General features: G+C 43.8%; 20 protein-coding genes. 17 read left to right on the top strand and 3 right to left on the bottom strand.

What is annotated here, in order from left to right; all coding sequences use genetic code 11:
• Window positions 1-49: 49 nt before the first annotated feature.
• The 17 genes from tssB to CHJ_RS18420 all read left to right on the top strand — a co-directional run bounded on the left by tssB (window position 50) and on the right by CHJ_RS18420 (window position 22,669).
• On the top strand, window positions 50-559 hold the full coding sequence (tssB, locus tag CHJ_RS18340) for a type VI secretion system contractile sheath small subunit (protein ID WP_171751234.1): 510 nt from the start codon (window positions 50-52) through the stop codon (window positions 557-559).
• Complete coding sequence (tssC, locus tag CHJ_RS18345) at window positions 559-2,037, top strand: type VI secretion system contractile sheath large subunit (RefSeq protein WP_171751231.1); 1,479 nt, start codon at window positions 559-561, stop codon at window positions 2,035-2,037. Before tssB ends, tssC begins: the two co-directional genes overlap by 1 nt.
• A 108-nt stretch (window positions 2,038-2,145) precedes the next feature.
• Window positions 2,146-3,453, top strand: coding sequence for a type VI secretion system contractile sheath domain-containing protein (locus tag CHJ_RS18350; protein WP_317919210.1), 1,308 nt, complete (start codon window positions 2,146-2,148; stop codon window positions 3,451-3,453).
• Entirely contained in the window at window positions 3,450-3,872 is a 423-nt protein-coding gene (tssE, locus tag CHJ_RS18355; protein ID WP_171751228.1) for a type VI secretion system baseplate subunit TssE, read from the top strand. Before CHJ_RS18350 ends, tssE begins: the two co-directional genes overlap by 4 nt.
• Window positions 3,865-5,664: a type VI secretion system baseplate subunit TssF gene (gene tssF / locus CHJ_RS18360; RefSeq protein WP_171751227.1), complete on the top strand. Its 1,800-nt coding sequence runs from the start codon at window positions 3,865-3,867 to the stop codon at window positions 5,662-5,664. The genes tssE and tssF overlap by 8 nt, the downstream gene beginning before the upstream one ends.
• A complete protein-coding gene (locus CHJ_RS18365) occupies window positions 5,646-6,635 on the top strand; it encodes a type VI secretion system baseplate subunit TssG (RefSeq protein WP_317918557.1) in 990 nt (329 codons plus the stop codon). Before tssF ends, CHJ_RS18365 begins: the two co-directional genes overlap by 19 nt.
• 2 nt (window positions 6,636-6,637) lie before the next feature.
• A complete protein-coding gene (gene tssH, locus CHJ_RS18370; RefSeq protein ID WP_317918558.1) occupies window positions 6,638-9,250 on the top strand; it encodes a type VI secretion system ATPase TssH in 2,613 nt (870 codons plus the stop codon).
• A gap of 129 nt (window positions 9,251-9,379) precedes the next feature.
• The gene (locus CHJ_RS18375; protein ID WP_317918559.1) at window positions 9,380-10,537 is read left to right on the top strand and encodes an ATP-grasp domain-containing protein; all 1,158 of its coding nucleotides are present in this window, start codon (window positions 9,380-9,382) and stop codon (window positions 10,535-10,537) included.
• Between the two features lie 6 nt (window positions 10,538-10,543).
• On the top strand, window positions 10,544-12,739 hold the full coding sequence (locus tag CHJ_RS18380) for an MFS transporter (protein WP_317918560.1): 2,196 nt from the start codon (window positions 10,544-10,546) through the stop codon (window positions 12,737-12,739).
• Window positions 12,736-13,893, top strand: coding sequence for an ABC transporter substrate binding protein (locus CHJ_RS18385; protein ID WP_171751220.1), 1,158 nt, complete (start codon window positions 12,736-12,738; stop codon window positions 13,891-13,893). The genes CHJ_RS18380 and CHJ_RS18385 overlap by 4 nt, the downstream gene beginning before the upstream one ends.
• A 107-nt stretch (window positions 13,894-14,000) precedes the next feature.
• Window positions 14,001-14,675: a transporter substrate-binding domain-containing protein gene (locus CHJ_RS18390; RefSeq protein ID WP_253822001.1), complete on the top strand. Its 675-nt coding sequence runs from the start codon at window positions 14,001-14,003 to the stop codon at window positions 14,673-14,675.
• 1 nt (window position 14,676) lies between these two features.
• Window positions 14,677-15,654 carry a type VI secretion system-associated FHA domain protein gene (locus CHJ_RS18395; protein WP_171751219.1) on the top strand — a complete coding sequence of 326 codons (978 nt, stop codon included), beginning with the start codon at window positions 14,677-14,679 and terminating at the stop codon, window positions 15,652-15,654.
• 1 nt (window position 15,655) lies between these two features.
• Complete coding sequence (gene tssJ, locus CHJ_RS18400) at window positions 15,656-16,123, top strand: type VI secretion system lipoprotein TssJ (RefSeq protein WP_171751218.1); 468 nt, start codon at window positions 15,656-15,658, stop codon at window positions 16,121-16,123.
• Window positions 16,123-17,439: a type VI secretion system baseplate subunit TssK gene (gene tssK, locus CHJ_RS18405; protein ID WP_171751217.1), complete on the top strand. Its 1,317-nt coding sequence runs from the start codon at window positions 16,123-16,125 to the stop codon at window positions 17,437-17,439. The genes tssJ and tssK overlap by 1 nt, the downstream gene beginning before the upstream one ends.
• Window positions 17,440-17,446: 7 nt before the next feature.
• A complete protein-coding gene (gene icmH, locus CHJ_RS18410; protein WP_171751216.1) occupies window positions 17,447-18,607 on the top strand; it encodes a type IVB secretion system protein IcmH/DotU in 1,161 nt (386 codons plus the stop codon).
• A 1-nt stretch (window position 18,608) separates the two neighbouring features.
• The gene (gene tssM / locus CHJ_RS18415) at window positions 18,609-22,070 is read left to right on the top strand and encodes a type VI secretion system membrane subunit TssM (RefSeq protein ID WP_317918561.1); all 3,462 of its coding nucleotides are present in this window, start codon (window positions 18,609-18,611) and stop codon (window positions 22,068-22,070) included.
• A 14-nt stretch (window positions 22,071-22,084) separates the two neighbouring features.
• The gene (locus CHJ_RS18420) at window positions 22,085-22,669 is read left to right on the top strand and encodes a protein kinase domain-containing protein (protein WP_317918562.1); all 585 of its coding nucleotides are present in this window, start codon (window positions 22,085-22,087) and stop codon (window positions 22,667-22,669) included.
• 95 nt (window positions 22,670-22,764) lie between these two features.
• Here the strand turns inward: CHJ_RS18420 and CHJ_RS18425 are convergent, their stop codons facing one another.
• The 3 genes from CHJ_RS18425 to CHJ_RS18435 form a co-directional block, all read right to left on the bottom strand.
• Window positions 22,765-24,534 (bottom strand): methyl-accepting chemotaxis protein, encoded by a 1,770-nt coding sequence (locus tag CHJ_RS18425; RefSeq protein ID WP_317918563.1) that lies wholly within the window; start codon window positions 24,532-24,534, stop codon window positions 22,765-22,767.
• Between the two features lie 390 nt (window positions 24,535-24,924).
• Window positions 24,925-26,022, bottom strand: a complete 1,098-nt coding sequence (locus CHJ_RS18430) for a YdcF family protein (RefSeq protein ID WP_317918564.1) — start codon at window positions 26,020-26,022, stop codon at window positions 24,925-24,927.
• Window positions 26,023-26,433: 411 nt separating this feature from the next.
• Complete coding sequence (locus CHJ_RS18435; protein ID WP_171751205.1) at window positions 26,434-26,838, bottom strand: copper resistance protein NlpE; 405 nt, start codon at window positions 26,836-26,838, stop codon at window positions 26,434-26,436.
• Window positions 26,839-26,930 lie beyond the last annotated feature (92 nt).

The following is a 26,930-nucleotide window of genomic DNA, read 5'->3' on the forward strand; positions in this document are numbered from 1 at the left end:
ACTAGCTAAGCTCAGAATAAGTAGTACACATTACAATTAGGAAATTGTCATGGCATTAAATTCACAGCATAAACGCGTAAGCAAAAACAGAGTAAGTATTACTTATGATGTTGAAACAAACGGAGCGGTAGAAACCAAAGAATTACCGTTTGTTGTCGGTGTCATCGGTGATTTCTCTGGACACAAACCAGAAGACCAAAAAGCCGATTTAGATGAGCGTGAGTTTACTGGAGTAGATAAAGACAACTTTGATTCCGTAATGGGACAAATTGGCCCTCAACTATCTTATAAAGTAGACAATAAACTGGCAGACGATGATAGCCAGTTTGAAGTGAACCTCTCGTTTCGTTCGATGAAAGATTTTCACCCAGAAAATCTGGTTGAACAAATTGACCCGCTTAAACAACTTGTTGAAACAAGAAACCAGCTCAAAGTGCTACTCAGCAAGGCTGATCGTTCTCGTGACCTAGAAAAGTTATTGAAAGAAGTACTGCAAAGTACCGACGCTATTCAAGGGTTAGCGGAAGAGTTGGGTGTTGGTAAAGGAGGAGACGAATAATGTCTACTGAACAACAAAGTAGCCCAGCACAAGGGCAAGAAACGGTAGAGCAGAGTATTCTTGAGCGTGCAATTGGCGCGACGGCTCAAACGCCAGTGGATACCACCAAAGAACTGCTGAGCATTCTGACTTCTCAAGCGTTAGACGGCACAGTTACTTGGGATAAAAACCTAACACTAACCATCGAGAAAGCGATACAAGCAATCGACGGTAAGATCTCTGAACAACTTTCTGGCGTAATGAAAAATAACGATTTCCAGAAGTTAGAAGGAACATGGTTAGGGGTGCAAAAGCTGGTTAAAAACAGTGAGCTTGGACCGGATCTTAAGATCAAACTGGTTGATTACACAAAAGATGAACTGTTAGAGCAGTTCGAAGACGCACCTGCGATTGATCGTAGTCGCTTTTTCACCATGGTGTATCAAGAAGAGTTTGGTACCGCCGGTGGTCAACCTTATGGCGCATTAATTGGCGACTATGAGTTTGGTTACGGTGATGAAGATGTTGCACTACTGCGTTACATGGGCGAAGTTGCATCAGCATCTCACTCCCCATTTATTGCCGCAGCAAGCGCCAGCATGTTTGATTTCAACTCTTTTGCTACCTTTGCCGATGGCAAACCTGTAGCGGCTGGGTTTGATTCGCCTGCTTACGCCAGTTGGAATGCATTCCGTGCCAGCGATGATTCGCGCTACGTTGCACTTACATTACCAAAAACAATGGCTCGCCTACCTTATGGTGCCGACACTGTGCCAGTTAAATCATTTGATTTTGAAGAGCTTGCGTCTAAGCAAAACGGCGTTAAAGCGGTCGATTCAGAAAATGATTTTGTCTGGAGCAACGCCGCTTATGAGCACGGCTTGCTAATGACACAGGCATACACGCAGTTTGGCTGGTGTACGGCTATTCGTGGTGCTGAGAATGGGGGTAAAGTAGAAAACCTTCCTAACTTTACCTATCAGTCTGATGCTGGAGATCTTCTACAGCAGTGCCCAACCGAAGTTAACCTGACGGATGAGCGTGAAAAAGAGTTGAGTGATTTAGGTTTCTTACCTCTCGTGCATTACAAAAACAGCAACTACGCTGTCTTCTTGGGTGCTCAAACTGCGCATAAACCAAAAACGTATACTGATCCAGATGCGACGGCGAATGCTGCTATTTCAGCGCGTCTTCCGTACACCATGGCCAGTAGCCGTATTGCCCAATACCTGAAAGTGATGGGGCGTGACCGTATAGGCTCAAACCTTGAACCGGGTGATGTAGAGAAAGATCTGAACACTTGGATCCATCAATACGTGAACCCGAATGCTATCGGTAACGAAGCGAAAGCAAGACATCCATTAGTGGAAGCAAAAGTAACGGTAGAAGAGCAAGCGGGTCGCCCTGGAGCTTATTCTGCTGTCGCCTACTTGCGTCCATGGTTACAGATGGAAGAGTTAACCACGTCATTGCGTATGGTAGCGAACATACCGGGCTAAATCTGTTCGGGGATGAAAGTCCCCGAATTGCTTTGAATTGGATATTGTATGGATAACCCGAAATTGAGTTCAGATTTGCGAAACATTTTAGGGGACGATGCATTAACGATGTTAGCGGATGCTGCATCGCAACAAAATGATATTCAATTCAAAGCAATACTTGCCTCCTCCATTGCTCAAATAGATAAGTTATTGAGTGAACAGCTTTCTGATGTCATTCAGCATAAAGAGTTTAAAGCGTTAGAGTCGAGCTGGTCAGGTCTATATGGCTTGTGCAATCTGCCGGTTTCTCAGCGACGAATTAAAATCAAGTTGCTGGATATGAGCTGGAATAGATTATCTACCGACCTGAATTTATCGTTCGATCTTAAGCGCAGCACACTGTACAAAAAAGTCTATATGCAGGAGCTGGATACCGCTGGAGGGAATCCTTTCGGTATGTTGGTGGTGGATCATAAAGTTTCGGTGGACTTCTCTGACCAACAAGACTTTGATGATCTCTATACCTTACAGCTTATTTCTGAGTTGGGTGAGCGCGCTTTATGTCCGGTACTGCTAGGGGTTAATCCTCACTTTTTTGGTGATGATCAGAGCCGTCAACTGCATGACAGTGCGAGAATCAAACGTATTCTTGATAGCCGAGATTTTCAAAGCTGGCAGCTGTTGAGAACCAGTGAGTCGTCTCGTTTTCTTCATTTAGTCTTGCCTGAGTATTTTCAGCGAACAGCATGGAACAACTGTGCTGCGGGATTTGTGTTTAATGAGAAGCACAATGAACAGAGTACCTTATGGGGTAACTCAGTGTATCTGTTGGCGGGGAATGTTCTGCGCGAGTTTGACCGTATTAGTTGGTTTGGTTTTCTGCGTGCTTACGATGAGTTCGGATCTTACGGAGCCATTGTCCCCGAGTTTGCAGGACAAGAGATCACTGGGCGGGTAGAGATATTTAGCGAAGATGATGGATTTTGGGCTGAACAAGGCTTTGTTCCTTTATCTAGCCTGTATCTTACCGAACAAAATGGCTTTTTTAGCAACCAATCGGTTTGGCATGCACCGAACGAATCTTCTCGTTTGTTAGGCATGCTACAAACCAACTTAATGGCTTGTCGTTTTGGTCACTACATTAAAGCGCAAATACGAGATCAGCTTGGTAGTTACCATAGCGCCGATGATTGCCGTCGCAGTTTGGAGAAATGGCTGCGTAACTACATAAGTGAAGTGGATTATGGAGAGGATGCGGTAATGGCGCGATACCCTCTAAAATCGTGCAATATCGATCTGGTTGAGGATCCTCAAGATAAAACCCGTTACTTGTGCAAAATTACCCTACAACCTCAATATCAATATGAAATTCTTGATGCGCATATTGTGTTGGCTACCTCGGTGTCTGATAAAGAAGTTGGAGAAGCCGCATGAGTTTAGTAGCGAAACTAAATGGACGCTGGAAAAACAGCAGTGACGATGTTCGTGACTCCATTATTGAGAACATCTGCTCGCTAATTTCTAGTCGCGCACCTATCTGGCCTGAAGGGGTGGAGTTAAGCAAGTTTCAGGGAACCATCGCGACATTAGGTTTGCAAAATATGGCTCGCTCTCAAAGCAAAGCAAATAGCGATGTGGTTTTGCAAGACATCACCCAAGTGATCAGAAAATTTGAACCGCGTTTAACTCAGGTTGAGCTTGAACTGGCAGAAGAGAGCATTCAACAAAACAGACTACAGTTTCGCATCTCTGCGGTGATGAACACCGAGATGGGCAATGAAGCGGTAGTGCTGGACTCTTTTCTTGATTTTGCCACCAGTAAATTAGATATAAGGAAATCAAATCTTGTCTGAGTCATTACTCTCCTATTTTGAACAAGAGCTGCGCTTTTTGCGCGAAGAAGCGAGTGACTTTGCTGCCCGTCATCCCGGAACGGCTGACGCTCTTGGTATTCGCAATGAGAGTGTGGATGATCCTCAAATTGCTAGGTTGATAGAGAGCGTGGCATTGCTAAATGGCAGGCTACAACAAAAATTGGATGACTCATTTCCAGAGCTTACAGAAAGCCTTATTCGCTTGTTGTATCCGCACTATTTGCGCCCGATTCCCTCATATAGCCTGCTTAATATTGATATCGGTAAAGATGCCAGCGCCAAGCATCCCATAGCGAAAGGCACAGAGTTTGAAGTGAAAGACAAAGAGGGCAATAGCGCCCTGTTTTGTACCACTCGAGACATCACCCTTTATCCTTTGCAACTGGATGAGGTGAATGTCCATTTTGCTCCTTTTAAAAATGATAAACCGAGAGGGGCAGAAAACTCAAAGGCACTTATTGAGTTGGATATTGTTGCGGTAGATGAAGGGATAGAAATTTCAGAACTGAATATTGATCATCTTGATCTCAACTTACGTGGAGATTCAGGGTTTATCCTAAGGCTGTACGACTTAATTTATCATTCAGTTTCACAGATCTGTATTCAATGCGGCGAGCAAACAATCACACTCGGAGCTGATGCTTTAACCAATGTCGGCTTCGATATAGATCAAGCGATGCTACCGTACAAATCAGTGACTTTTGATGGCTATAAATTATTGACGGAATTTTTTATGTTTCCGGATAAATTTAACAGCTTGAAAGTCAATCTCTCAGACAAAGATAACAAGATAGAAGCTGGCAAAAAAATTCAGGGTAACCGATTTACCTTGCAGTTCTATTTAACCGAGCTATCTGTAGAGTTGGCCAGAGCGGTGAGTCGGGAAAATTTTGAGCTGTATAGCGTACCGGTCATCAATCTATTTAAAACCACAACTGAGCCGTTGTCGATAGACTTTACCCGTAAGCAATACCCTATCGTTATTGACGCCTCAAACCCTGATGCGTCAGAGCTGTTTTCGGTTGATCGAGTGTTGGATATCGCCCAAAACCAGACTTTAGAGATCCCACAGATATACAGCAATAAGTTTGCCAGCCTGTCAAAAGGGCTGCATTGGAATCTGACCCAATCAATGAAAGAGAGTGGTCGCTTGCAAAGTAGCTTTCAGGTTGCGGATCTTGATAATAGCTGTCTTCATAATGATGCGAGGACATGGGTGGCGGATGTCACTTGTACCAATGGCAACAAGGCTTCGTTATTGTCAGCGAATAGTGATATTCGCTGCCGTGATGCGCTAACCATTCCCGGCACCATGAGTCTATATCGCCGACCGACAACATCGGTCAGCAATCTCGATTCACAAATGAGTGCGTGGATACTCTTGTCACACCTACAGTTTAATTACCAAGCGGTGTTGGGGGGAGAAGACCCTGTTGCTAATTTGAAGCATATTTTTCATCTTTATAATCACAATAAGAACCCTCAAAACACAGCGTATATAGAGTCAATATCTGCCATTGAACAAGAGCATGTAGTTGCGCCTATTCGTGTCTCTGGAAAATCCTGTTTCGCCTACGGTACACGTATAGAAGTCACGCTAGACGACAAAGGGCTCAATGGTGGTGTCGAGCTGTTTTCAACGCTACTGGATCATTTCTTTAGCTATTTTTGTGGATTCAACAGCTTTACCCAGCTCGATGTGAAATTGCGTGGCAAAGAGGGAATCTATAAGCGTTTTGCTAGGAGGTCAGGATGCAAGAGCCTGTTATAAATCTTCTACAATCCGCAAACTACGACAAACAGCTTCATCGCGCATGGCAGTTGATGAAACACCATGCTCAAAGCATGAATGTGCGGCCAAAAGTACGTTTTGCCAGCGAAAATCTACCCGCTTATTATCGCTCTGAAGTGACCTCTGTTGCGCAGAAAAAGAGTGGCTACTGGCTGATTAAAACCAGCTTGCCCGGCCTGTCAGGCAACCAAGGGGTTCTACAACGTTCGGTCAATAAACAGGCCCTTAACGCTCTGTTTGATGAGGGTAACTACGCCTCTCTCGACTTCTATAACGTATTCAATAGTCGATACTACCGCCTCTACTGTGCCAGTGAAATTAAGCACAGTATGGTGGACCTATTGGAAGAAGAGACTTTTGAGTGGAATACCCAAAACTACCAGAAGTCGGTATCGGATCTGTTAGCTAATCTTACGGGTGTATTGGAAAAGAGCCCGCTGATTCCTAACAGCCATTTTATTCAATATACCAGCCTTATAGGAATGAAACTCACCTCTCCTTTGGTGTTAAAAGAGCTACTTCAAGACTATTTTCAGTACGATTTTGAGATAGAGCACTCTCCCGTTGAATATCAACCATTAACGGCCTGCTCGTTAACTCGTATAGGCCTAACAGGGCAAAACCAATCGTTGGGGATGGGAGCATTGATTGGTCAGAATGCTGCCATGGTAGGACAAAAACTGTTGGTAAAAATCTGTCCGGCTAACTATCGCCAATATCAAGAAATTAATAAGAATCCAACGTTAACCCAAAGCATTTATCAAATGATGAAAATCTATCTAGGGGTGAACGTAAATGTCAGTTTGCATATGAAAGTAAATGGGAAGTACCTTCCGGGTTTGAAATTGGCTTATAACCCAAAAGCCGGTTTGAAACTGGGAGAATCCGCATGGATGGAAGGGAAAAATAGTGTCACACAGTATGTAGAAATGCCACTGAAAGCGAGCTAATTATGGTTAACATTGAATTACAAAGTTTGGTAAAAAGACTGTCACCTGAGTTGAAGTCTACCTTAGAAGCGGCGGCAGGAGACTGCTTAGCCCGTACGCATTACAGCATTGAGTTAGAGCACTGGTTTATTCAGCTACTTCAGGAGAGTGGGATGGGCTGGCATCAAGCCATGCTCAAAACGGCCGTCGCCAAGGAGACATTAACCGATCAACTTAACCAGCAGCTATCTCGCTATTCAAAAGGGAATGATACCGCTCCATCTTTGGCGGCAAACCTTGTGGAGTTACTCAAAGACAGCTGGATGTTGGCCTCATTAGATCACTCGCAGGCGGTGGTGAATGAGTATCATCTTCTGCTGGTGCTTAAGCAGCGAGTAACTGAGGGGTCATATAATGGAGCGCTAAGCGCTTGGATCGGTACCATCTCGTCAGAGTGGCTAAAGTCCCAGTCGGCACAATCCTCTTCCGCACAGATGACCCAACCGGCGCAGATGTCTGGTGCAGTGTCGCAACAAGGTGACGGTGCGACAACCGCTCTAGATAAGTACTCTCGCAACCTGACCGACGCAGCACGTAATGGCGAGCTAGATCCCATTGTCGGCCGTAGCTCCGAGATCAGAAAATCCATTGATATTCTGTGTCGCAGAAGACAAAACAGCCCTATTCTGGTCGGTGATCCGGGAGTGGGGAAAACCGCCATTGTAGAAGGACTCGCTCAACAGATAGTGGATGGCAATGTACCACCCGCGTTAGCTGACGTTGAACTGAGAAGTTTAGATCTGTCACTGCTACAAGCTGGTGCGAGCATTAAAGGCGAGTTTGAGAACCGCTTAAAAGATATTATCAACGAGATTAAGCAGTCATCAGTACCCATTATCATGTTTATTGATGAAGCACATACTCTGATTGGTGCAGGTGGCGCGGCAGGACAGAATGACGCGGCCAATATTCTCAAGCCCGCATTAGCTCGTGGAGAGTTCCGCTCTCTCGCGGCAACAACATGGGCAGAATACAAGCAGTACTTTGAAAGCGATGCGGCATTGACCCGACGTTTTCAAGTGGTCTCTGTAGGAGAGCCAAACGAAGAAGATACCATTCAAATGCTTCGTGGTGTCAAAATTGCGCTAGAGAAACATCATGATGTCAAAGTGTTGCGTGAAGCCATTGATGCAGCAGTCACATTATCTGTCCGCTATTTACCAGAGCGTAAACTACCTGACAAAGCCATCAGTTTATTGGATACCGCTTGTTCAAGAATCGGGTTAAGCCAGAGTGCCACGCCGTTTCAATTAGAAGGTCTCGCGGAACAGATTAGCTATACCGAAAATGAAATCGCCTCCCTTAAGCATGAAAATGCGTTGTGGTCTATTGAGAGCGACAATCTCGACAGTTACCAGCAAAAACTTATCTCTCTACAGGAAGAGCACAAAGCATTAGAGGCGCGCTGGGATCAAGAGAAAGCACTGGTAAGTGACATCCTGGCCTTACAGACAACTCTGGATGATAAGTTCTTAGAGGGAGAGAGCCTTAGCGAGCTGGACGAAAAACAGCAACTTAAGCAGAAGATGCAGCAGTTGAAAGCCTTGCAAGGGGAACAACCTCTAGTGTTACCTCAGGTTACGCATCAAACCATTGCGGAAGTGATCTCGCTTTGGACCGGTATTCCGGTAGGCAATATGCTGAAGAAAGAAGTAGAACGCCTAATGCAGCTAGAGAAACATATTGCGCAGCGGGTTATAGGCCAAACGACCCCAATTAACGAAATCGCACAGTCGATACGAATGTCGAGAGCAGGATTAACGGATCCACGTAAACCTGTTGGCGTCTTTTTAATGTGTGGTCCAAGCGGAGTGGGTAAGACAGAAACGGCATTAGCCCTGACGGATTTGCTCTATGGTGGCGAGAACAATATTACCACCATCAACATGACGGAATTTAAAGAGCAGCACAAAATCTCTATGTTGCTAGGTTCTCCAGCCGGGTATGTTGGCTACGGCAAAGGGGGAATACTAACCGAAGCGGTACGTAAGAATCCGTATAGCGTGTTGCTGCTTGATGAGATGGAAAAAGCGCACCCAAGTGTTCATGACGTGTTCTATCAGATCTTTGACAAAGGCAGTATTGCCGACAGTGAAGGTCGTCATATCGACTTTAGGAACACCATCATTATCATGACTTCTAATGCCGCAGATAGTGCCGTGGTTAATGCCTGTGAGGAACACCGACCAAGTGTCGCTAAGCTAACAGAAACGATCTTCCCTGAACTGCAACAGTTCTTTAAACCGGCCTTCTTAGGTCGCGCAACCATCATTCCATATTTTCCGCTTAATGATGAAGAAATGGCCAAGATTGCCGGTCTGTCATTAAATCGAATTAAGAAACGTGTGTTTGAGCATTATGGCGCCAGCTTTGATTACGATGATGCCGTTATCTCTCAACTGGTTGCATTAAACCACTCGCCAGAAACCGGCGCTCGGGCAGTGGAGCAGATCATCAACCGCAAACTGATGCCGGAACTGGCCAATATGTGTATCACCCGAATGAGTGAGTCACTGCCTATTGGTCATATTCATGTTGGTTTCAACAACGGCGTGTTTGAGTTTGATATCAAGTAGTTATTTGTATTAAGCCAACTAATTTTTCAGTTTTAAATTATTTGGCTTCTCAGTTTTAAATTAAGTAGTTAGCAGTAATGACACAGGTTAATCAGTTTCAAAGGACGAGACTAAACATAGGTAGTAATAATGAACAGTAACGTCTTTTCAACATCACAAATGGCGTGGATACGCGACCATATTAAATTGGCGGTCATCCACGGTGGAGACAATGAGGAGAGTGAGGCCTTTATTTATAAAAACCTTAATCCTCGTTCCACCAAAACTTATCAGCCTGTGGCACATGACATCGCTAACGCGTTGCGGAGTGTTGGTTTTCAGTCGGTTTCGGTACTGGCTGAAGATCGCCATCTTGCCGCTCAGTTAGCCAACGAGAAGATTGATTTAGTTATTACCAATAGCGGAGGGTTACAAGGGTTTGACTCTATGTGCCATTTGCCTTCACTGCTTGAGATGTTAGGTGTGCCTTACGTGGGTCACTCACCAATGACGGCGGGAATATTGGATAATAAGCACCTGTTTAAACATGAAATCGGTGCCGCGGGAATTAGGACCGCGCCATTTATCACCTTACAAGCTGATGAATCGGTACTCAGTCCCGCTTGTCAACGAGAGCTAGATAGTATGGAAGAACGCTTTAGCAAAGGCTTTATTGTTAAGCCTGTGTCTGGGCGTGCATCTATCCATGTTTATCCCGTTTTTGAACGAGAAAAACTCGATGAAGTGGTCAGCAAGGTTCAGCAAGCAACGGGCAATACCGTGCTGATAGAACCTTATTTATCCGGCAGAGAGTTTGTCGTGGCGGTGGCTGGAGAGACGGTTTTTCGTCAAGGCGCGTTGCATCGCTTAGGTAAACCATTCTCATTTTCCATCACAGAGAGAGTATTGGGCAGTGATGAAGCGATATTTACCTCAATGGATGTAAAACCCATTACTCAAGATCGTTTGTTGGCGGTTCGTGATGAAGCATTGAGAGCTGAGTTATCCAGTATCGGAGAGAAAATATATCAACTTTTGGCGCTACAAACCTTAGTCAGGGTCGATCTGCGCATGGATGATAAAGGGACACTGTACGTGCTGGAAACCAATCCTAAACCGGATCTCAAAATGCCGTGTGGTAATAAGGTGAGCTTGGTATGTCACGATCTACACAATGAGAATATGAGTTATACCGACTTGGTGCAGTCAATGGTCTTTAACCGACTGATTCACCTTAAAGAGAGTCGGCCAACCACAGTTGCGCACTGTTTCAATAGTGAGTTTGAACAATTGGATAAGGCGGGTTAATTCACGATGAGTGATAAGAGATCATATTTTACTTTGCTGTCTGGGATAGTGCTGGTTGCGCTATCAGTATCGCTGGTGATTGTCATCGGTTATGCGCAGGCTTTAAAAAGTTATAAGCAGCAAACCAGTGAAGTGGTCTTAGCGCAAGCAGAAGCGGTAAAAATTGGCATCGAACAAGTGTTGGGCTCAGGGGTTCCCATTTATGATATTGCCAATTTGGAGACGGTTCTTAAACCTATTGTGTCGGTTAATGACGCGGTGACGAATATCCGCATTGTAGCCGACGAAAAACCCCTTTATCAGTACAATGATGCCAGTATAGGCACTTTTTTACAGATCCCGCTAAACAATAAATTTACTGAAGTGGGACGGTTAGAAATTGTGATTAACGACAGCGTGATAGAGCAGTCGGTTCGCGGTGAGTTTGTCTCTCTGGTGGCGATCTGTATCGCATTGGTGTTGCTGTTTTTATGGAGCTTATTAAGAAACAGCGATCCAAATCAATACGTAAAACGCTTTAGCTTGGTCTTTGCCGCGGTGACGCTGGCGGTAATTTTTGTGGTCGTAAGCTTGTACCGAACCGGGTTAGAAGGTAAAGCGGCTTCCATGGCAAATATTCTTAATCAGCGAATGGCGCCTGTCCTTAATAGCGATATCAGTGCTCATCGGGTAAGTGGTTTAGACGAACTATTAAATACCTACCGAGTCTCTAATGACGAAGTATCATCAATTTTGGTTCGACAGAATGGCGCCATTATCGCTTCAAGTTCTAGCGAAGGTGGCCTAACCACCATGAATGATTTCTCGGATTATCAATACTCGGTAGGTGGTGGTAATCAGGTAGAGATCAGTTTTAGTGCGGCAAAATTAGTGTCCAATCTAGCTAAGATAGTGAAGAGTTTCGTTATTCTATTTATTGGCTGTGCACTTATCTGCTTTGTCTTTGCCAGAATATTACATACACCAGAGCGGCAAGCGCCATCTGACACCGTATTAGAACGGTTAAAACCTCTTTTTCTCGCCGCCGTATTGATGGAATCCATTATGGCGCCAGTGCTGCCTCCTTACTTAGAAAGTGTGGTCGCCAGCAGTGGGGGAGAGATGGCGCTCTCTTCCTACATTTTTACCGTCTATTTTGTGGGTTTTGCGTTAACCTTATTGCCAGCATCGAGGCTGATTGAGCGTTACGCGATTCGAAATGTCCTCAATATTGGGGTTATTTTATCGGTACTAAGTAGTTTGCTGTTAGCGTATACCGATATGGTTATGGCGGTGTTCGCGGCTCGTTTTGTTGCGGGTATCGGCCAAGCGATCATCTTTATCTCGGTGCAAGGGTATATTCTAAGATTCAGTAACAAGAACAACAAAACACAAGCCGCCGCAATTATTGTGTTCTGCTTTAATGCCGCCTTTATTGCTGGTGCATCGATTGGTGCATTGCTGGTGGATTATATAGGTATTCAGGGTATTTTCTTGTTGTCAGCATGCTCAGGCGTGGTGGTGTTGGCTTTTGCTACTTTGCTACCTCGCATGGCGTCAATGCATTCATCGAAACAGTCTTTCTTATCACAATTAAATCTGACCTTGGTTCATTCGGCTCAGTTACTCAGACAGCGAGCTTTTTTTCGCACCATCTTATTTGTCGGGATACCAACCAAGATGATGCTAACCGGGGTCGTGACCTATGCTGTGCCGATATTGCTAAATAATCAGGGCGTATCTAAAGAGAGTATTGGTCAGGTATTGATGGCTTATGCTTGTGCGGTGCTGTTGACCAGTGGTAAAGCCGCAAAGCGTATAGATGTCCGACAAAACTACAAGATGGCGCTAACCGCAGGCAGTGTAGTGTCTGTACTCTCCTTGGGACTACTCGGTTATGCTGTCACGTTTGAGTCGAGTACCGTGGTGGTTAATATGACCATGGTGGCAATGCTGGTGATGGGGATTTCTCACGGTTTTATCAATGCGCCAATTATTAGCCATGTGGTCAGCGTAGCAAAAGCCGATTCAGACACCACCATTGCTTCTACTTATCGCTTCCTTGAGCGCTTAGGTCATGTTTTAGGAGCAATTGTTGTTGCCATGCTGATTAATATGCTGGGGGCAGAAATGGCGTTTTACGCTTTGGCTGGCTTCTTTGTGATCGCCACATTGGTTATGTATATATGGGAAAAAGATGCCAACGTTGAGGTGACACAATGAGCCGACAGTTGATTATCCTTTTATTGTTACTTTGTGGCATTAGCAGCGTGCTGGCGGAGACCACTAGTGATGAATCGTGGCCGTACTGGTTGGGTAATGACGTTAAGGTAGAAGCAGAAAGCAGTTGGAATGTCTCAACATCGGGTAACTCTCTTGAGCTGTCAAGCATCAGTAAGCAGACTAAGGTGTGGATGATATTATCCAAACCTGCCAAATCGTATGATACGGCATTAAAGACCATGCTTAATGTGTATAAAAAGCAGGCTGAGAACATTCAGTTCCGCCTCTTTTTACTCAGTGATGTAGAGGAGCAATTACCGAGTTGGTTAAACACAATGGAGCAGCAAGCGGATTTGCTCTATACCGTTGGTTCTAAAGCGACGGCAACCATCTATAAACAGTACGCAGGAGGAAAAGTGCCTGTGGTGTCTGTGAATGCCAAAGATCCTGTACTGTTGGAACTGATTGAAGACTATTCGGGCTCAGGCAATAATTTTGCCTTTACTTCTCTCAACTTATCGGCGTCGGTAACACTCAGTTTTATTAAGAAGTTTGATGAAGAGCTGACGCAAATTGGCGTGCTATACGCAGAGAGCAACCGAAGTGCGTATTTGACGCAATATTTGCCGCTTAAATCTCAAGCAGAAAAACAAGGGATGCAAGTGTTCGCACTCTCTGTCGATGAAGATGATCCTAAACGCCAATTGCAGGCGGTTATGGAGCAGCAAGTTAACCAGATGCGTAAACAGGATCCAACCTTGTCTCACTCCATTTTATGGTTAACCGGTAGCTCAAGTTTATTACGCAGAATCGGTGAAATAAATCAGTACTCTGCTGAACTTCCTCTATTGACCGCAGTACCTGAAGCGGTGAATGGCAGTAGCGAAAGCGCATTGATGTCAGTAGGGACCAGTTTTGTAAACAACGCGTATCAAGCGGCGTTATATGGCCTTAAGATATTAAATAAAGAGGCACAGGCGAAAGATTTACCTGTTGGGGTTATCTATCCGCCAGATATATCACTAAACTTTATGCAAGCCCAACGTATCGACGCCGTCATGCCATTTATATTGGTTGAGATGGCCAGTGAAATATATGCCGAAGATGGCAGTGCGATACGCAGTAGTGGTATGAGTATGGAAGATGTTAAGTAATGAATGGAGCAGTGTTGGCGACTTGGATTTTTAAGAACGACTGGATTGTTAAGAACGAGTCGATGGCTAAGAAAAAATGGATGGCTAAGGCGAGTGGTGCGGTATGCATGGCATTGCTGATGGCGAATACCGCCTATGCGGCTAAAAAGCCCGAACGTCTTTTATTGACCACTCAGGAGTGGTATCCCTATCAATATAGTGTTGATGGGGTAATGAAAGGGCGCGGTATTGAGAAAATAAAATGCATTATGCGAAAAATGGAACAGCCTTATCAGTTAACGATGACCCAATGGGATAATGCTCAATTGCTGGTGGAAGTCGGGACGCAAAATGGTTTTTTCCTAGCCTCGCGAAATGACGTTCGCGATAAATACGCGGTGTTGTCTGATCCGGTGTTAGAGCAAAAATGGAGCTGGTTTTCACTCTCCGACGCGATTGACTTAAATCAGTCTATGTTTAAACAGCAAGTAGAGGTAGCCGCACTCTTTGGCTCAAATAAGTGGTTTTGGTTACAAAATCAGGGTTACTTGGTGAATAAAAAGCCTCGTTCTGTAAAAGCGATGCTAGAACTGCTCATTAGTGGCGATGTAGGCGCTATACTTGGCAATGATGAAGTTATTGAACAAACGATAAAAAAGATGGGCTTAAGTTATCGAGCCATTGCAAAAACAACAGTAAAAAGAAAGCCTTTAGGAGTGTATTTTTCTCGAGAGTTCACCAAAAAATACCCTCAATTTTTATCCACATTTAATCTTGCGATCAAAAAGTGTAAGAGTATTTAGTATGCCATTATCGATTAGAATTATAAGTTCTCCGGACGGTGAGAACATTACAGAATGGAATAAGCAGTTCCCTGAAAGTGGCGGGGACATAGGTCGCGCGTTTGGCTCAACCTTACAATTAAGTGATGCCAGCCGAGAGCTGTCAAATTGTCACGCCACGATAAAAAAGTCCAACCGTGGCTATCATATTATTGATAATAGCTCTAACGGATTGTTTGTTAATGGTAGCAGTACACCATTGGGTAAAGGGAATCAGTCTCCTTTAAATGATGGTGATGTGCTTGATTTGGGGCGTTTTCGCCTGTTGGTTTCCTGCTTTATTCCCAGTGCGCCGGCGCTGCTGTCTCAACCCGCGGGTGAGGTACAAGGGGACGTGTTTGATGACCCGTTCTCCAGCGCTGACGTTGTTGAAAATGTCGAGACAACAAATGATGCCGTCACTGAAGAGGTGGATTTTACCATTTCAGATTATGCGGTGGTGGAAGAGGATCCATTTGGTGGTCAACCGAGTAAAAAGCAGCAGGCCACACCACAAACACATAATGATTTTAGAGAGCTGGACGATGACCCGTTTTCTCAGTTTGATATGAACCCTGTTTTCCCATCATCACCAATGGGTTCCACGCCAACATCAGAGGAAGAGATCAACTCCCCTGTGGCCCTCAATCGTCAAAATCAAGTCAATGTTGATACTCGAATCGAGGATGACCCATTTTTTGGTCCAACGCCCTATGAACCCGATATTGATCAAGCGATAGAGATGGCACTCAACCGATTATTGCAAGAGCTTGCTCCTGAAAATCTTGAATCTATGTTTGATGAGTTATCTACCCCCGGCATGTTTAGGCGCCAGCCCAAATATTGGGAGCTGTATAAGCGTTATTTTAAGCGACAAATGAATTCAAGAGATCTACAAGTGAAGTTTCAAGCGTATTTTAAAGACTCCATCAAAGTGCAACAAAAATTGGAGGGAAAGTAGCATGAAGAATCTGTTTATTGGTGTCGTACTGAGTCTATCTCTCTCCTCATGCGGTTTTTTTAGTGATGAAGTTCCGCCAAAACTGACACTGAAAATCCACGCACAAAAAAACATTAACCCTAATGTGAATGGAGAGGCATCACCTTTAGAGCTACGTGTTTATCAGCTATCTGATAATGACGCATTCAATCAGGCCAGTTTTTTACAGCTCTACGATGATGATCAAGGGGCTCTTAAGTCGGGCTTGGTCTCTACTCGCCACTTGCCAAGTATTTTGCCCGGAGAGTATCGGGTGAAAGCCTTTCCAATTAGTTTAGAAACAAGATACATAGCCGTTGTGGGCTCGTTTGCCAACTACCGAGAAGCAAAGAGCAAAGCCATTTATAAAATTAAGCAACTTGGATTGGTGACGGTTCATGTCTCAATTGATGGTTTAAATATCTCCATATCTGGTGCAGAGGAAGAATAATGGATAATAAAAAAGTCGTTTGGAGTGAGGGAATGTTCCTTAGTCCTCAGCACTTTCAGCAGCAAGAGAGATACCTAGAGAATTACGTTCGTGAGTTTAGTGAGCAGAGTGGAACCATGGCGTTTGGCTTCTCCTTGCTTGATATTGATACGGCGCTATTAAAAATAGGCAAATTTGGCATCAAACATGCCAGAGGACGTTTTCCGGATGGCACACCTTTTGAACTTCAGCAAGCCTTGGTGATCGATATACCGCAAGGTTTTATCAATCAACGAGTCTATTTAGCACTTCCTGTTTATCGTTCAGGAGCCGTCGATGTAGGTGATGACGACCGACTAAGAAATAAACCCAGTGAAACCAGTGTATTTGATACCAGTCGAGACAGAAGTGAACCTGTTCAACTTGACGTGGCGAACCTAAATGTCACTTTAAAGCTAGAAGGGGAAGAGTTAGAAGATTATACCCTTATCCCTGTGGCGCAAGTGAGTGAGCACAAATCGGAAGGTACAGTACTACTCAACAAAGCGTTTGTGCCGAACTGTTTGCATTTTGGTGCGTCTAGCTATCTGGTAGAAAGTTTAAGTGATATCCATGCTCAAATGCAGTATCGAGCAAACACTATCGCGGTGAGACTCAACGCCGAAAGTCAGAGCAAAAGCTATCAGTCATTGATACGTGATTACTTATGGATGCAGGCTTTAGGTGGATGGCTACCTAAGCTCAAGCTCTGGGTAGATGGTGAACTGATTGCGACGCGTGATCTCTATTTTGAGTGCATTTCTATGGTAGGCCAGATGGCAGGCCTTGAAGGAAAAATGCCCAAAGAAGTGCTGGCATGGAACCCTAACGAGCTGTACAAAATTTTCTCTCATGTCTTTTCTGAAATGATGCTGCAATTACGAGAAGTGCAGTTAGATAACGTCACCAATCTAAAATGGGACACCAATCTATTTGCCACAAGACGACTGCTTAGAACGCTGATTAAAGAGCGTAGCCTATTTAACAATGGCCGCTTTGTGCTGGTGGTGACCTCGTCGTTAGGTTCGGCAAAACTGGGAGAGCAGTTCCCATTTGCCGCTAAGCTTGCAGGTAATAGCGCAATTGCTGAACTTGTACGTAATGCGCTGTCTGGTGTGCCGTTATTGCCACTGCCATATGCGCCTTCCGAGCTAAAATCCCGTCATGATGCTGCCTATTTTGAGCTTGATACTCAATCTGAGCTTTGGAAAGCATTAGTTAAGAAAGATGAACCCATTGCCCTCCATATTGATGACCGTATTGGGGATGTGCAAGTTGAGTTCTACGTAATTAGGTAGGTAGTAGGTGAGCGGATTATTTAACGAAGAACCCACCGTTGTTGTCAGGCGAGATCGCCAGCAAGCTCAACCCTCTGCGAGTAAACCCGCAGAGAAGGTGTATCTGGACTTAAATGGTGCAGACAAATTGCTGGAGAACTTGGAGCTTCATGACAGCCCATTGCTAAATGCAGCGTCTGAGTTATTAAGTGTTTTGGTGACCATTGCTAGACAAGGTTCCCCTAAAAATATAGAGCGTTTTCGACAACAGATCTTAGATGGAATCAGTACTTTTCGTCGCCGTGGTTTATATCTGGACTACCATCCAAGTGTTATAGATAAGAGCTGTTTTGTGCTGTGTGCCGCTTTTGATGAAGCGGTGTTGTACACCAAGTGGGGACAAGAAGGGCGTTGGGAAAATTATTCGTTGCTGAGTAAGGTTTTTTCTCAGCGAAACGGAGGGGAAGCCTTTTTCGTCTTATTGGATAAAGCGCGGGAACAACCCAGTAAATTGGTGGATTTTTTAGAGCTGCAATATGTGCTTATGATGATCGGTTTTAAAGGCCGATATCGCCATGCTGATGAAAATGAACTCAATGAAATTAAAGCGGAAACATACAGTGCTATCCGTCATTTCCGCAATGAAAAGCCGCTGCTGTTGCCTACCACACCAGAGTTACATGAATCCAAATCACCAAGCCGGCCGTTAAGTTTAACCAAGCTATTTTTGTTGATGGGCTTCATCTTATCGAGTGCTTATGCCGCTTCAGAGTATTGGTATTTTAATCGTAGCGAACCATTTGTTGCTCAGTTAACCATGCTCAACGAAGTGAATATGGATCTCACCAATAGTAATCGAGATCTTGTCTATGTCAGTACCGACGATGATCTGGGATTACAGTCGTCAGATGCGTCATCATCGGACGCCTCACAAACCGAAGCGACAACAACAAATACAGTATTAAAAGAGTGGGAACTGCTATTAGCGTCGTTTGTTAAGTTGGCAGATGCACAATCTCTGGCCACCACACTTAAGCGGTCTGGCTATGATGCATTTGTTAAATCGACAGATGAAAGGGTAGATGTACTGTTAATGGCGGGCAATGATTTGTCTGAGGCGAAAAAGCTAAAGAACGAGATAAATGTTCGCTTTAGTTTAAGTGCCACTCTAAGAAGGGCGCAGAAATAAAATGATTAAAAAAATAGTGGTGTTATTGCTGACCTCTGTTCTGTTTATTGCAGGCTTAATGCCTTGGTGGTTCAACTACTTTGTTGATGAGCAAACTTGGCTAAACTATCTATGTATTGTGGTAGGAAGCCTAATACTGTTACTTGGACTGTTTTGGCTATTTAAACCAAAGAAAAAAGACCGAGAAGCAGAGGCTGCACATGAACAACAGATACTGTTAAAAAAAGATAGCCAATACATCAGTGATATTTTTGCTATGTCGGTAAAGAAAGTTCGTGGTAGCGGCAGTAGCAAGTTACAAACCCTTTATGACTTGCCATGGTACTTGTTGATTGGCGGAGAAGGTGACGCGAAAAGCTCTGTTCTTCAGCAGAATAACCTTGAGAAGGTATTAAGCCATCAGCTTCAGCCGGAAGAAGAAGAGCAATACCTTACTTTTTGGAGTAATGATCGTGCCGTGGTTATCGAAGTCGGTCATCGTCTGTTTGATAACGAAGGTATTGATGAAGCGCTATGGGAAGTTCTTAGCCAACAGCTAATGAAGCATCGTCCAAGACAGGCGGTGAATGGCATTATTTCAGTGATAGGTTGTGACCGAATACTAAAAGGTGACAGCAAAGATCAGCAGCGCTTGAGCTCAATTTTGCAAGAAGCCATTTTGACTCTAAGTGATAAAACTGGCATTCGTATCCCTGTTTATACTCTGTTCTCTAAAGCCGATACCATCGCGGATTTTGTCGACTTTTTTGAGTCTTTTCCTGCTAGCACGCTGGATAATCCGTTTGGCATGACCTTTGAAGATACACCCGCTAAACAGTTTGACTCATACCGTTTTGATGAGCAGTTAAAAGCGTTAATTTCATCGCTGGGGGATCAACAATTTGAGTTGCTGAAGAATATCAGTAGCGATAAGTCCAGCGCGGTTGTGGCGTTCCCTTACCAGCTACGCATCTTTATGGAGCGAGTGAAAAAGCTGCTCAAAGAGATTGGCCGAGAAAACCGAGTGAGAGAGTCTGTCTGGATTCGAGGCGCGTACTTTCTTTCATCAGGACAAAAGGGAGCCAGTTTTGATCTTCTTACTCAAGCGATAGCGGATCAGTCTGAATTTGTAAGTGCCGGCGTCAAAGGCCAAACGAGTCATCGCCGGAGTTTCTTTGTTTCTGGGTTGTTTAGTAAGGTGATCTTGCCAGAAAGTCGTCTGGTTGGGGTAAATAAAACCCGACAGAACAGCTATTACCTGTTAAGAGCGGTCGTGTTGTTGACCATGGTATCAGTGCTGGTTGTGGTTGGGCTGGGATTAAAAGATAACTGGAATGCTGATGAAGCATGGCGTGCGAGAACAACTACTCAGCTGAGTGTTTATAGTTCTAATATAGAACGACTCAACTCAGAGAGCAGCTCGCTCACTGACGTTATTGCCGTGTTGTATGAGCTGCGAGAAGTGGTTGCCGAAGGTGTTAGTCACAAGCCGTGGTATGAAAAAGTAAGCATTAAACAAGAGGAGACTGCTCAGCTTGTTAACTTGGCTTACGAGAATCAGCTTAATTTGATTCTGTTACCTAAAATTGAAGAACTTATCAGCAATGAGTTGTATGTTTACATCAGCTTGGGCAATCCAAGCCGTATTTTTGAGATATTGCGTTTTTACCAAATGCTGTTTAATGAACAGCGACTGGACATAGCCGATATGCAAGAGTACTTGCTGGAGAACCTTAAAGACCAAGGTGATGTGTCAGAGGACGATATCAATAAGCTCTCTTACTTGATTCAAGATCTGTTTTCTAGCCAGTATGATAAAACCTTAACTCCAAACAAAGAGCTGATAGCGGTCGCGGTGAATAACCTAGAAGGGCTCTCTCCAGAACGACTTATTTATTCTCGTATTAAGAGTTTGCCTAAGTACAACGCACAGGTTGATATCCGTCGACAACTGGGTGAAAAGTTTGGGCAGATTTTTGTTTTCTCAGACGCCTATCACGGCTTTTTGATGCCAGAGATCTATACCAAGCAAGGCTTTAGTAATTTGGATCTTTCTGCTAAATCCGCCATTCTTAGGTTGCAGCTAAAAGAGTTTAAAATGCTGCAAGGGGATTTTTCTGCTGTTTCCATCACTGAGCTTACCGAGCTAAGCAAACAGATTCAGCGGCTTTACTTTGCTGATTATATTTACCGATGGAAGGACTTAATAAAGAACATCCATGTTAAGTCATTTGGCTCTACTCAAGAGTTTGCGTTGGCATTAAAACTTGCCCGTGAGCCTGCTTCTAGCCCGTTCTTGGACGTTCTTGAAGCCATTGTTGTCAACACTACTCTTGCGGTAGAAGAGCAGCCAGACACCAAACAACAGAAGCAAATTGCTGCCCAACTGGGTATTAAGCAGGTCGCTAAAGTTGCTAAGAAAGCGGATAAAATAAACCGTTTAGCCGGTGATAAGATATTGCGGTTACAACCATCGTTTGTGGTAAATGAAGCATTTAAGAGCTACTCGAGTTACATCAGTGTCGATGGCAATGCGTCAGGAACCGCGCCATTGGACTCACTTTTGGCGCAATTTGATCAGCTCAATGGCTATTTTGATGCTGCGTTAACCAGCGCAAACCCAAGTAAAGCGATTTATGACTATGCGGCGGCTCATGCTCAAGGTAGCCAAGACGCCATTGTCATGTTTGCCAGAGAGTCGAGCAGTGCACCAGGGTATGTTGGCAAATGGGTACAATCCATCGCTAAGCAGTCGTGGGGACATGTGATTGATTCGTCGATGGACTATGTCAATGTTGAGTGGCAAAACAAGGTGTATGAGTTTTACTCTCAAGCCATTTTTGGCCGCTTCCCATTTGTGCCGACAAGTCGCAGTGAAATTGCCCTAAGTGATTTTAGTTCATTCTTTAAAGCGCAAGGGCAGTTAGAGAGTTTTGTTGAGCAAGTACTGAGCCCATTTGTTGAGTGGGATAATGGCCGGCTGGTCGCGAAGAGCGTGAATGGTAGAAGCTTACCCATTAGCCGTGACGGTCTGGCTCAAATCTCTTTTAGTAAACAGATTCAAAATCTGTTCTTTAATGCCGCGGGACAAGAGCTGTCGGTCAAATTTAGAATTAAGCCTAGCTCAATGAGCACTGACGTAACTGAGTTTAGAATGGTAGAAGTGGAATCCATTTTTGACTATCGACATGGGCCAAGAGTGTGGCGTGAGATTAACTGGCCATCGAACAGCGATGAGTCAGAACTTACCAGCAGTTTTTACCGTGCTGAAGATCGAGTGGCAACACAAACTTACAACGGAAAGTGGGGCTTTATACGAGTTATCTTTGACAGCAAGATATCGGCAACGAGTGATAGGCAGGTAAATAAAGTGCTGTATGAGATAGATGGCAAACATATCGTGGTAGATATGACCGTGGGAGACAGCAGCGTTAAGTTTAATAAGTTGTTTTTCTCTGGTTATAAATTGCCCCGTAAGCTGTAGTTTTTGTTGTTTTAATGAATAGCCGATATGAAGCACAGCGAGCTGTGCTAATTAAAACCAGAGAGGATGTTAGCGCATTTAACTTTGAGTGGCAGGCATTACAAGCGTGTGCCTGTCCGGCTGTTCAACCCTTACTGAGCAAAAACAGTGAGGAACGAACGTTAACGTTGCACTACTATGCCGACGCTAAAGATATGCTGAGTTTTTCTTATCAGCATATTGACCGTTTTCTTGAACTTGTTCCACAGTTGATCCGCGTAATCCATCACTGCCATCAACAGGGGTGGGTGCATGGTGATATCAAACCATCCAATGTTTTGTACCTAGAAAAGAGCCAACGTATCGTGTTGATAGACTTCGCTGCCGCACTGCCCCTTGATTGCGATAGGAATGCGTTATCACAGTGGGAAATGACCCCTACCTTTGCGACTTCCACCAGCCGTAATGGGGTTGGTAGAGTGTCTGCCGGTGATGATTGGAATGCGGTTGATGTCTGGCTGAGGCAGTTAATGCAGCATACATTGACGGTAAGACAACATGGAAAAATTAGCCGCATACTGCAATGGTTAAAGACACGTTTGGAGACACATTCCGACTAGCAGTAACAAAAATCCACTGTCTTCGATCTTTGTTACTGCATGGCAATTTTCTTGCGTTATGGCAAGCATCAACATAGTGAGCTGCGTGGAGCGGTTTACCCTTTATTGGTTTGAAACTCGGCGACGGCCGCATCCATCTCCTGAGCTTGGCTTGAAACCATATCGACCTCGACCAAACACTGCTCCGCAGAGTGCATGTTATTGTCTGAGATACTGTTTAACTCGGTAATGGATTCACCGACATGATTCATCACAATGCCTTGCTCCTCAATGGCAGAGGCAATTCTCTCTGAGTTGGATTGAATATTGTCCATATCTCCAATAATCTGACTTAAACTCTCATCCAGTGTTTGTGAAGCAGAAAGGGTTTGTTGTCCTTGTTCATTACATTGATCTATGTTGGTTACCACCGTTGACATCTGATTTTGAATAGATGAAACCACGTTTGTGATCTCTTCAGTCGACTGGTGGGTGCGGCTTGCTAAGGCTCTTACTTCATCGGCCACCACGGCAAACCCTCGACCTTGTTCACCTGCTCGTGCGGCCTCTATTGCCGCGTTTAACGCGAGTAAATTAGTCTGCTCAGCAATCTCTTGTATGATGTTTACAGCCCCACCAATTTTATCGACGTTCTCGTTTAACGAAGAGATGGAATGCTGACTTTTACCCAATATGTTAGAGAGTTCATCGACGTTTTGTACCGTCGACTGCACAACTTGGCGCCCATGCTTTGCATTGACAGAAGCTTGCTGAACCCCTTCTACCGCGACCGCGGTACTTTCTGAAATTTCATTGATGGTGGCAACCATCTCTTGTACTGATGTGGCCATTGTCGAGGTGTGTTCCACTTGAACATTAAACTGTTCGATCACATCTTGAAGTTCATTATGCATATTACTGGTGTTATGAAACAGCTGAGCTGATTTGCCCTGCGTGCTGGAGATAAGTGTTTCTAACTTATCTAGCAGTCGATCAAAATACATGCCGATCGACGCCAACTCATCATTTCCAGTCAGCTGAGTTCTCATACTTACATTATTGGTTCTGGCGATATTTTGAATGACCGACAGCAGTTTCGCGACTTGTGAATTTATTGAACGGGATATTTGATAAACTAAAGCGATAATTAAAATAATAACGCCTGCGGTTATTGCCTGCTCAATAACCAAAAGTTGCGACTCTTCAGATTTAATTTCACCATCTAATGCTGCTGAGAAAGTTTTAAACTGTTCTTCTACGGTGTGGGAGAGTTTTCGAGTGTCACCTAATGCTCCCTCGTTATATTTAAGCCCAATCGCAACCTTTTGAGCAACCAGTGTTTCTGCCGCAGTGAGCAGTGGCGTTGACCCCGATGTGGTCAGTAACGAACGGTCAAAGATGCCTTGATGAATCTGTTTGTCAAAAGCAAAGACTGAAAGTAGCTGATCGCCCGTCAGACGAGATTGATACGCTTCTAGAGCAGAGTTGTACGCTCCCAGTAAGCTTTGATCGTCTTTCAGTCCGTGCTCTTGAAATGTAAGTACCAGAGCTTGAAAGCCTTTCTGGTAGCGTAAAGCGTCAGCTTTTAATTGGTCACTGGAAAGAAGCTTAGCGCTAGTCAAAATGCCAGAGAGCTCTTCCTCTAACGATAAAAAAATCTCCATATTATTATTAAACTTATCTAAGTACTTCATATCCTTACGAAGCAAGAAATCTTTTTCGTTGCGTCTTAAGTTTAATAAGCGGATCTCTAATTGTGCGACTAAATTGGTTGCTGTATTAAGTTGCTCGGTATTTTTGGAAAACTGGGAAGTGGTGACGACTAACGTGATGACTCCCAACGTGGCAATAAAGCCTAACATATATAATTTTTGCTTAATGCTCATTCCGTATACCTTTAGCATCTGATTATTGACATTAACATTAACCATATGAACGAAATTGCAATTAATCAAATGGAAGCTGTAGGTATTATTAAAATAGTCAGTAGTGACTTAAATAGTTAATCATAAATTAATAAATAATTAATAAATATGTCATAAAAACATCATGTTTCATATATTTGCTATTTTTGCGTGTAAATTATGCTTGGAATACCGGCTTTGTTTTTAAGGTTAATTCTGGTTTCTACTCGCAGGTGATAACAGAAATAATAACGGTATTTATTGAGGAGATGCTTTTTCAGCGAATTACATGCTCGATCTGAACACGATATAAGTGACAAGCATCTTGAGATTACTTGAGTATAAAGCCCTTTCAGAAAGGGCTTCAATAGTTTAACGTGACTCTAGTGGATATGAACGATAACTCCACATACCGTACGTGCGCAATGCATCACGGTAGATACCAAGCAGTTCACTGCTGCTGGCCTTAATAAGTGTTTTTAGCGGTTTATCAGGGTAGCTAACAGTGTCAAAGGTGATCTCTTTTGGACCTGTTTGCCAACTGGCGATTTCAAATAGTGTTTGGCCGCGACGAACGTGGCTTGCCGAACTGATGATCGTTGCGTGTTTTATATTATGGCGAGCTAAAATATAGCTGCTAAATAGTGCGTTGCCTACCGTGCTGGTGGCGTAATTTTCGTCAATGATACGCTCTTTTTTGACGCCATTTTTTATCAGCCAGTCAGCCATTAACTTGCCTTCGGTTTTATGGTTTTTTGGTACGCCGCCTGTTAGCACGATAAGCGCATCAGGGTTGGCATTGGCCATTTTTAATGTTGTCTGCAAGCGCTCTTCTAAGATTGGGTGCATGGAGCCATCAGGGTTTAATGCGTAACCTAAAGTGACAATAGCGCCTTTGCTGTCTAATTTACCTTTATCTGCATTTTCTTTCAGGGGCGTGACTAGAATGCGTTCAACGGTTTGGAAGATGCGTTTGATATCGGCTGCTTTGCCCGCATCTAGTTTAGTTAACGCTGCCATGTGTTTGTTTGACTCGGTTTGATGGCCTTTAAATCGTTGCCATACAGCAAGGTAGGCATGTAAATCCACATCGTCAGGAGCTACATTCAAAGCTTGCTTAAACAGATCGATGGCTCCATCTACATTTTTGTTATAGATCTGAGCATTAGCCGCGGAAATCAATAAATCGGTGCGATAAGGCTCTAGCTGATAGGCTTCGAGAAGTCGATTGGTCACGATTTCCATATTGCTTGGCATTTTTGCAGTAAAGCCCGCGTGAGAAATACGTGTAGGGGACTTGAATGCCTTTAGGGCATCATTTAACAACTGATCGACTACTTGGCGTTTGGTTACTACTTGCGAATAGTCGGTGGAAGACTGGATTGCAGAGTCATTGGCAGCAAAAGTAATGGGTGCTGAAGTTAGCGCGATAATACTACTAAGAGTTAGAGCGATAATATTTTTTCTCATGGAGTTAACCTTCTTTTTTATACTACATAATTTTCAGTGTAAATTTTCCATTCGAAATAAATTGAGTAGAGATTCACAGTTGTATTTATTTATGAGTAGGTCAGGTTAAAATAAGAATATTCCTACAAATTGATGTCTATTATTGCTGCATTTAATGGTCATTTCTTTGCGGTTTTAATAAGAAAATTCGCATTGATTAAAATGATTTTAGATTGTTTTTTATGAGCTAATAATAATTGATTTTATTGTGTTTGTTGATGCGGAGTTGTTGGTATGTTGAATTACTTAATTAGAGTGTTATTTTATACTTATTAGCTAATTGCTAATAACGATAACTAATAGATGAAGGGAATAAAACCATCTCAAAAGTTTTAGAGATGGCAGTCTTCTTTTTTTGTCATTCTACTCATACTACTCTTTACGTAATAGGTAGCTATTACCATCTTGGTTTACGGATTTTTGACCATTTTGATCCAGCAAGATTAGTTGGTTTTCACCCACTTGATAATGCATTTCACCAACGGTAATACGGTTGCCATTTTTTCCCCAAACAACCGCGCCTTGTTCCATGCTCATAATGCCCATTTTCCCAATATAACTGCGCCCTAGCATGTAACTTCCGTCTGTATTTAGCTCTAGTAAAATATTCGTACCATCACAATCGTCACACGGAACCATTCCTTTATACATACCGGGCCAGTCAAGAGAAGTTCGCGAGTTATCTGCGGTGGAACTCGCATCAGTAGAGTCGCTGTTCGCTTGACATCCAACCAACGCCGAACAGCCAATCAACAGTGCGACCAAAAAGTGGTTCATATAAAAGTCTCTATAGGTAATGGAGGTTTTGAGATGCCTCCTAGTTGTATTGTCCATATGCCGATGTGGCATTTGTTTAGTTAGTATATGAC

The organism is Vibrio sp. MACH09 (genome assembly GCF_033238805.1).
Taxonomy (GTDB): domain Bacteria; phylum Pseudomonadota; class Gammaproteobacteria; order Enterobacterales; family Vibrionaceae; genus Vibrio.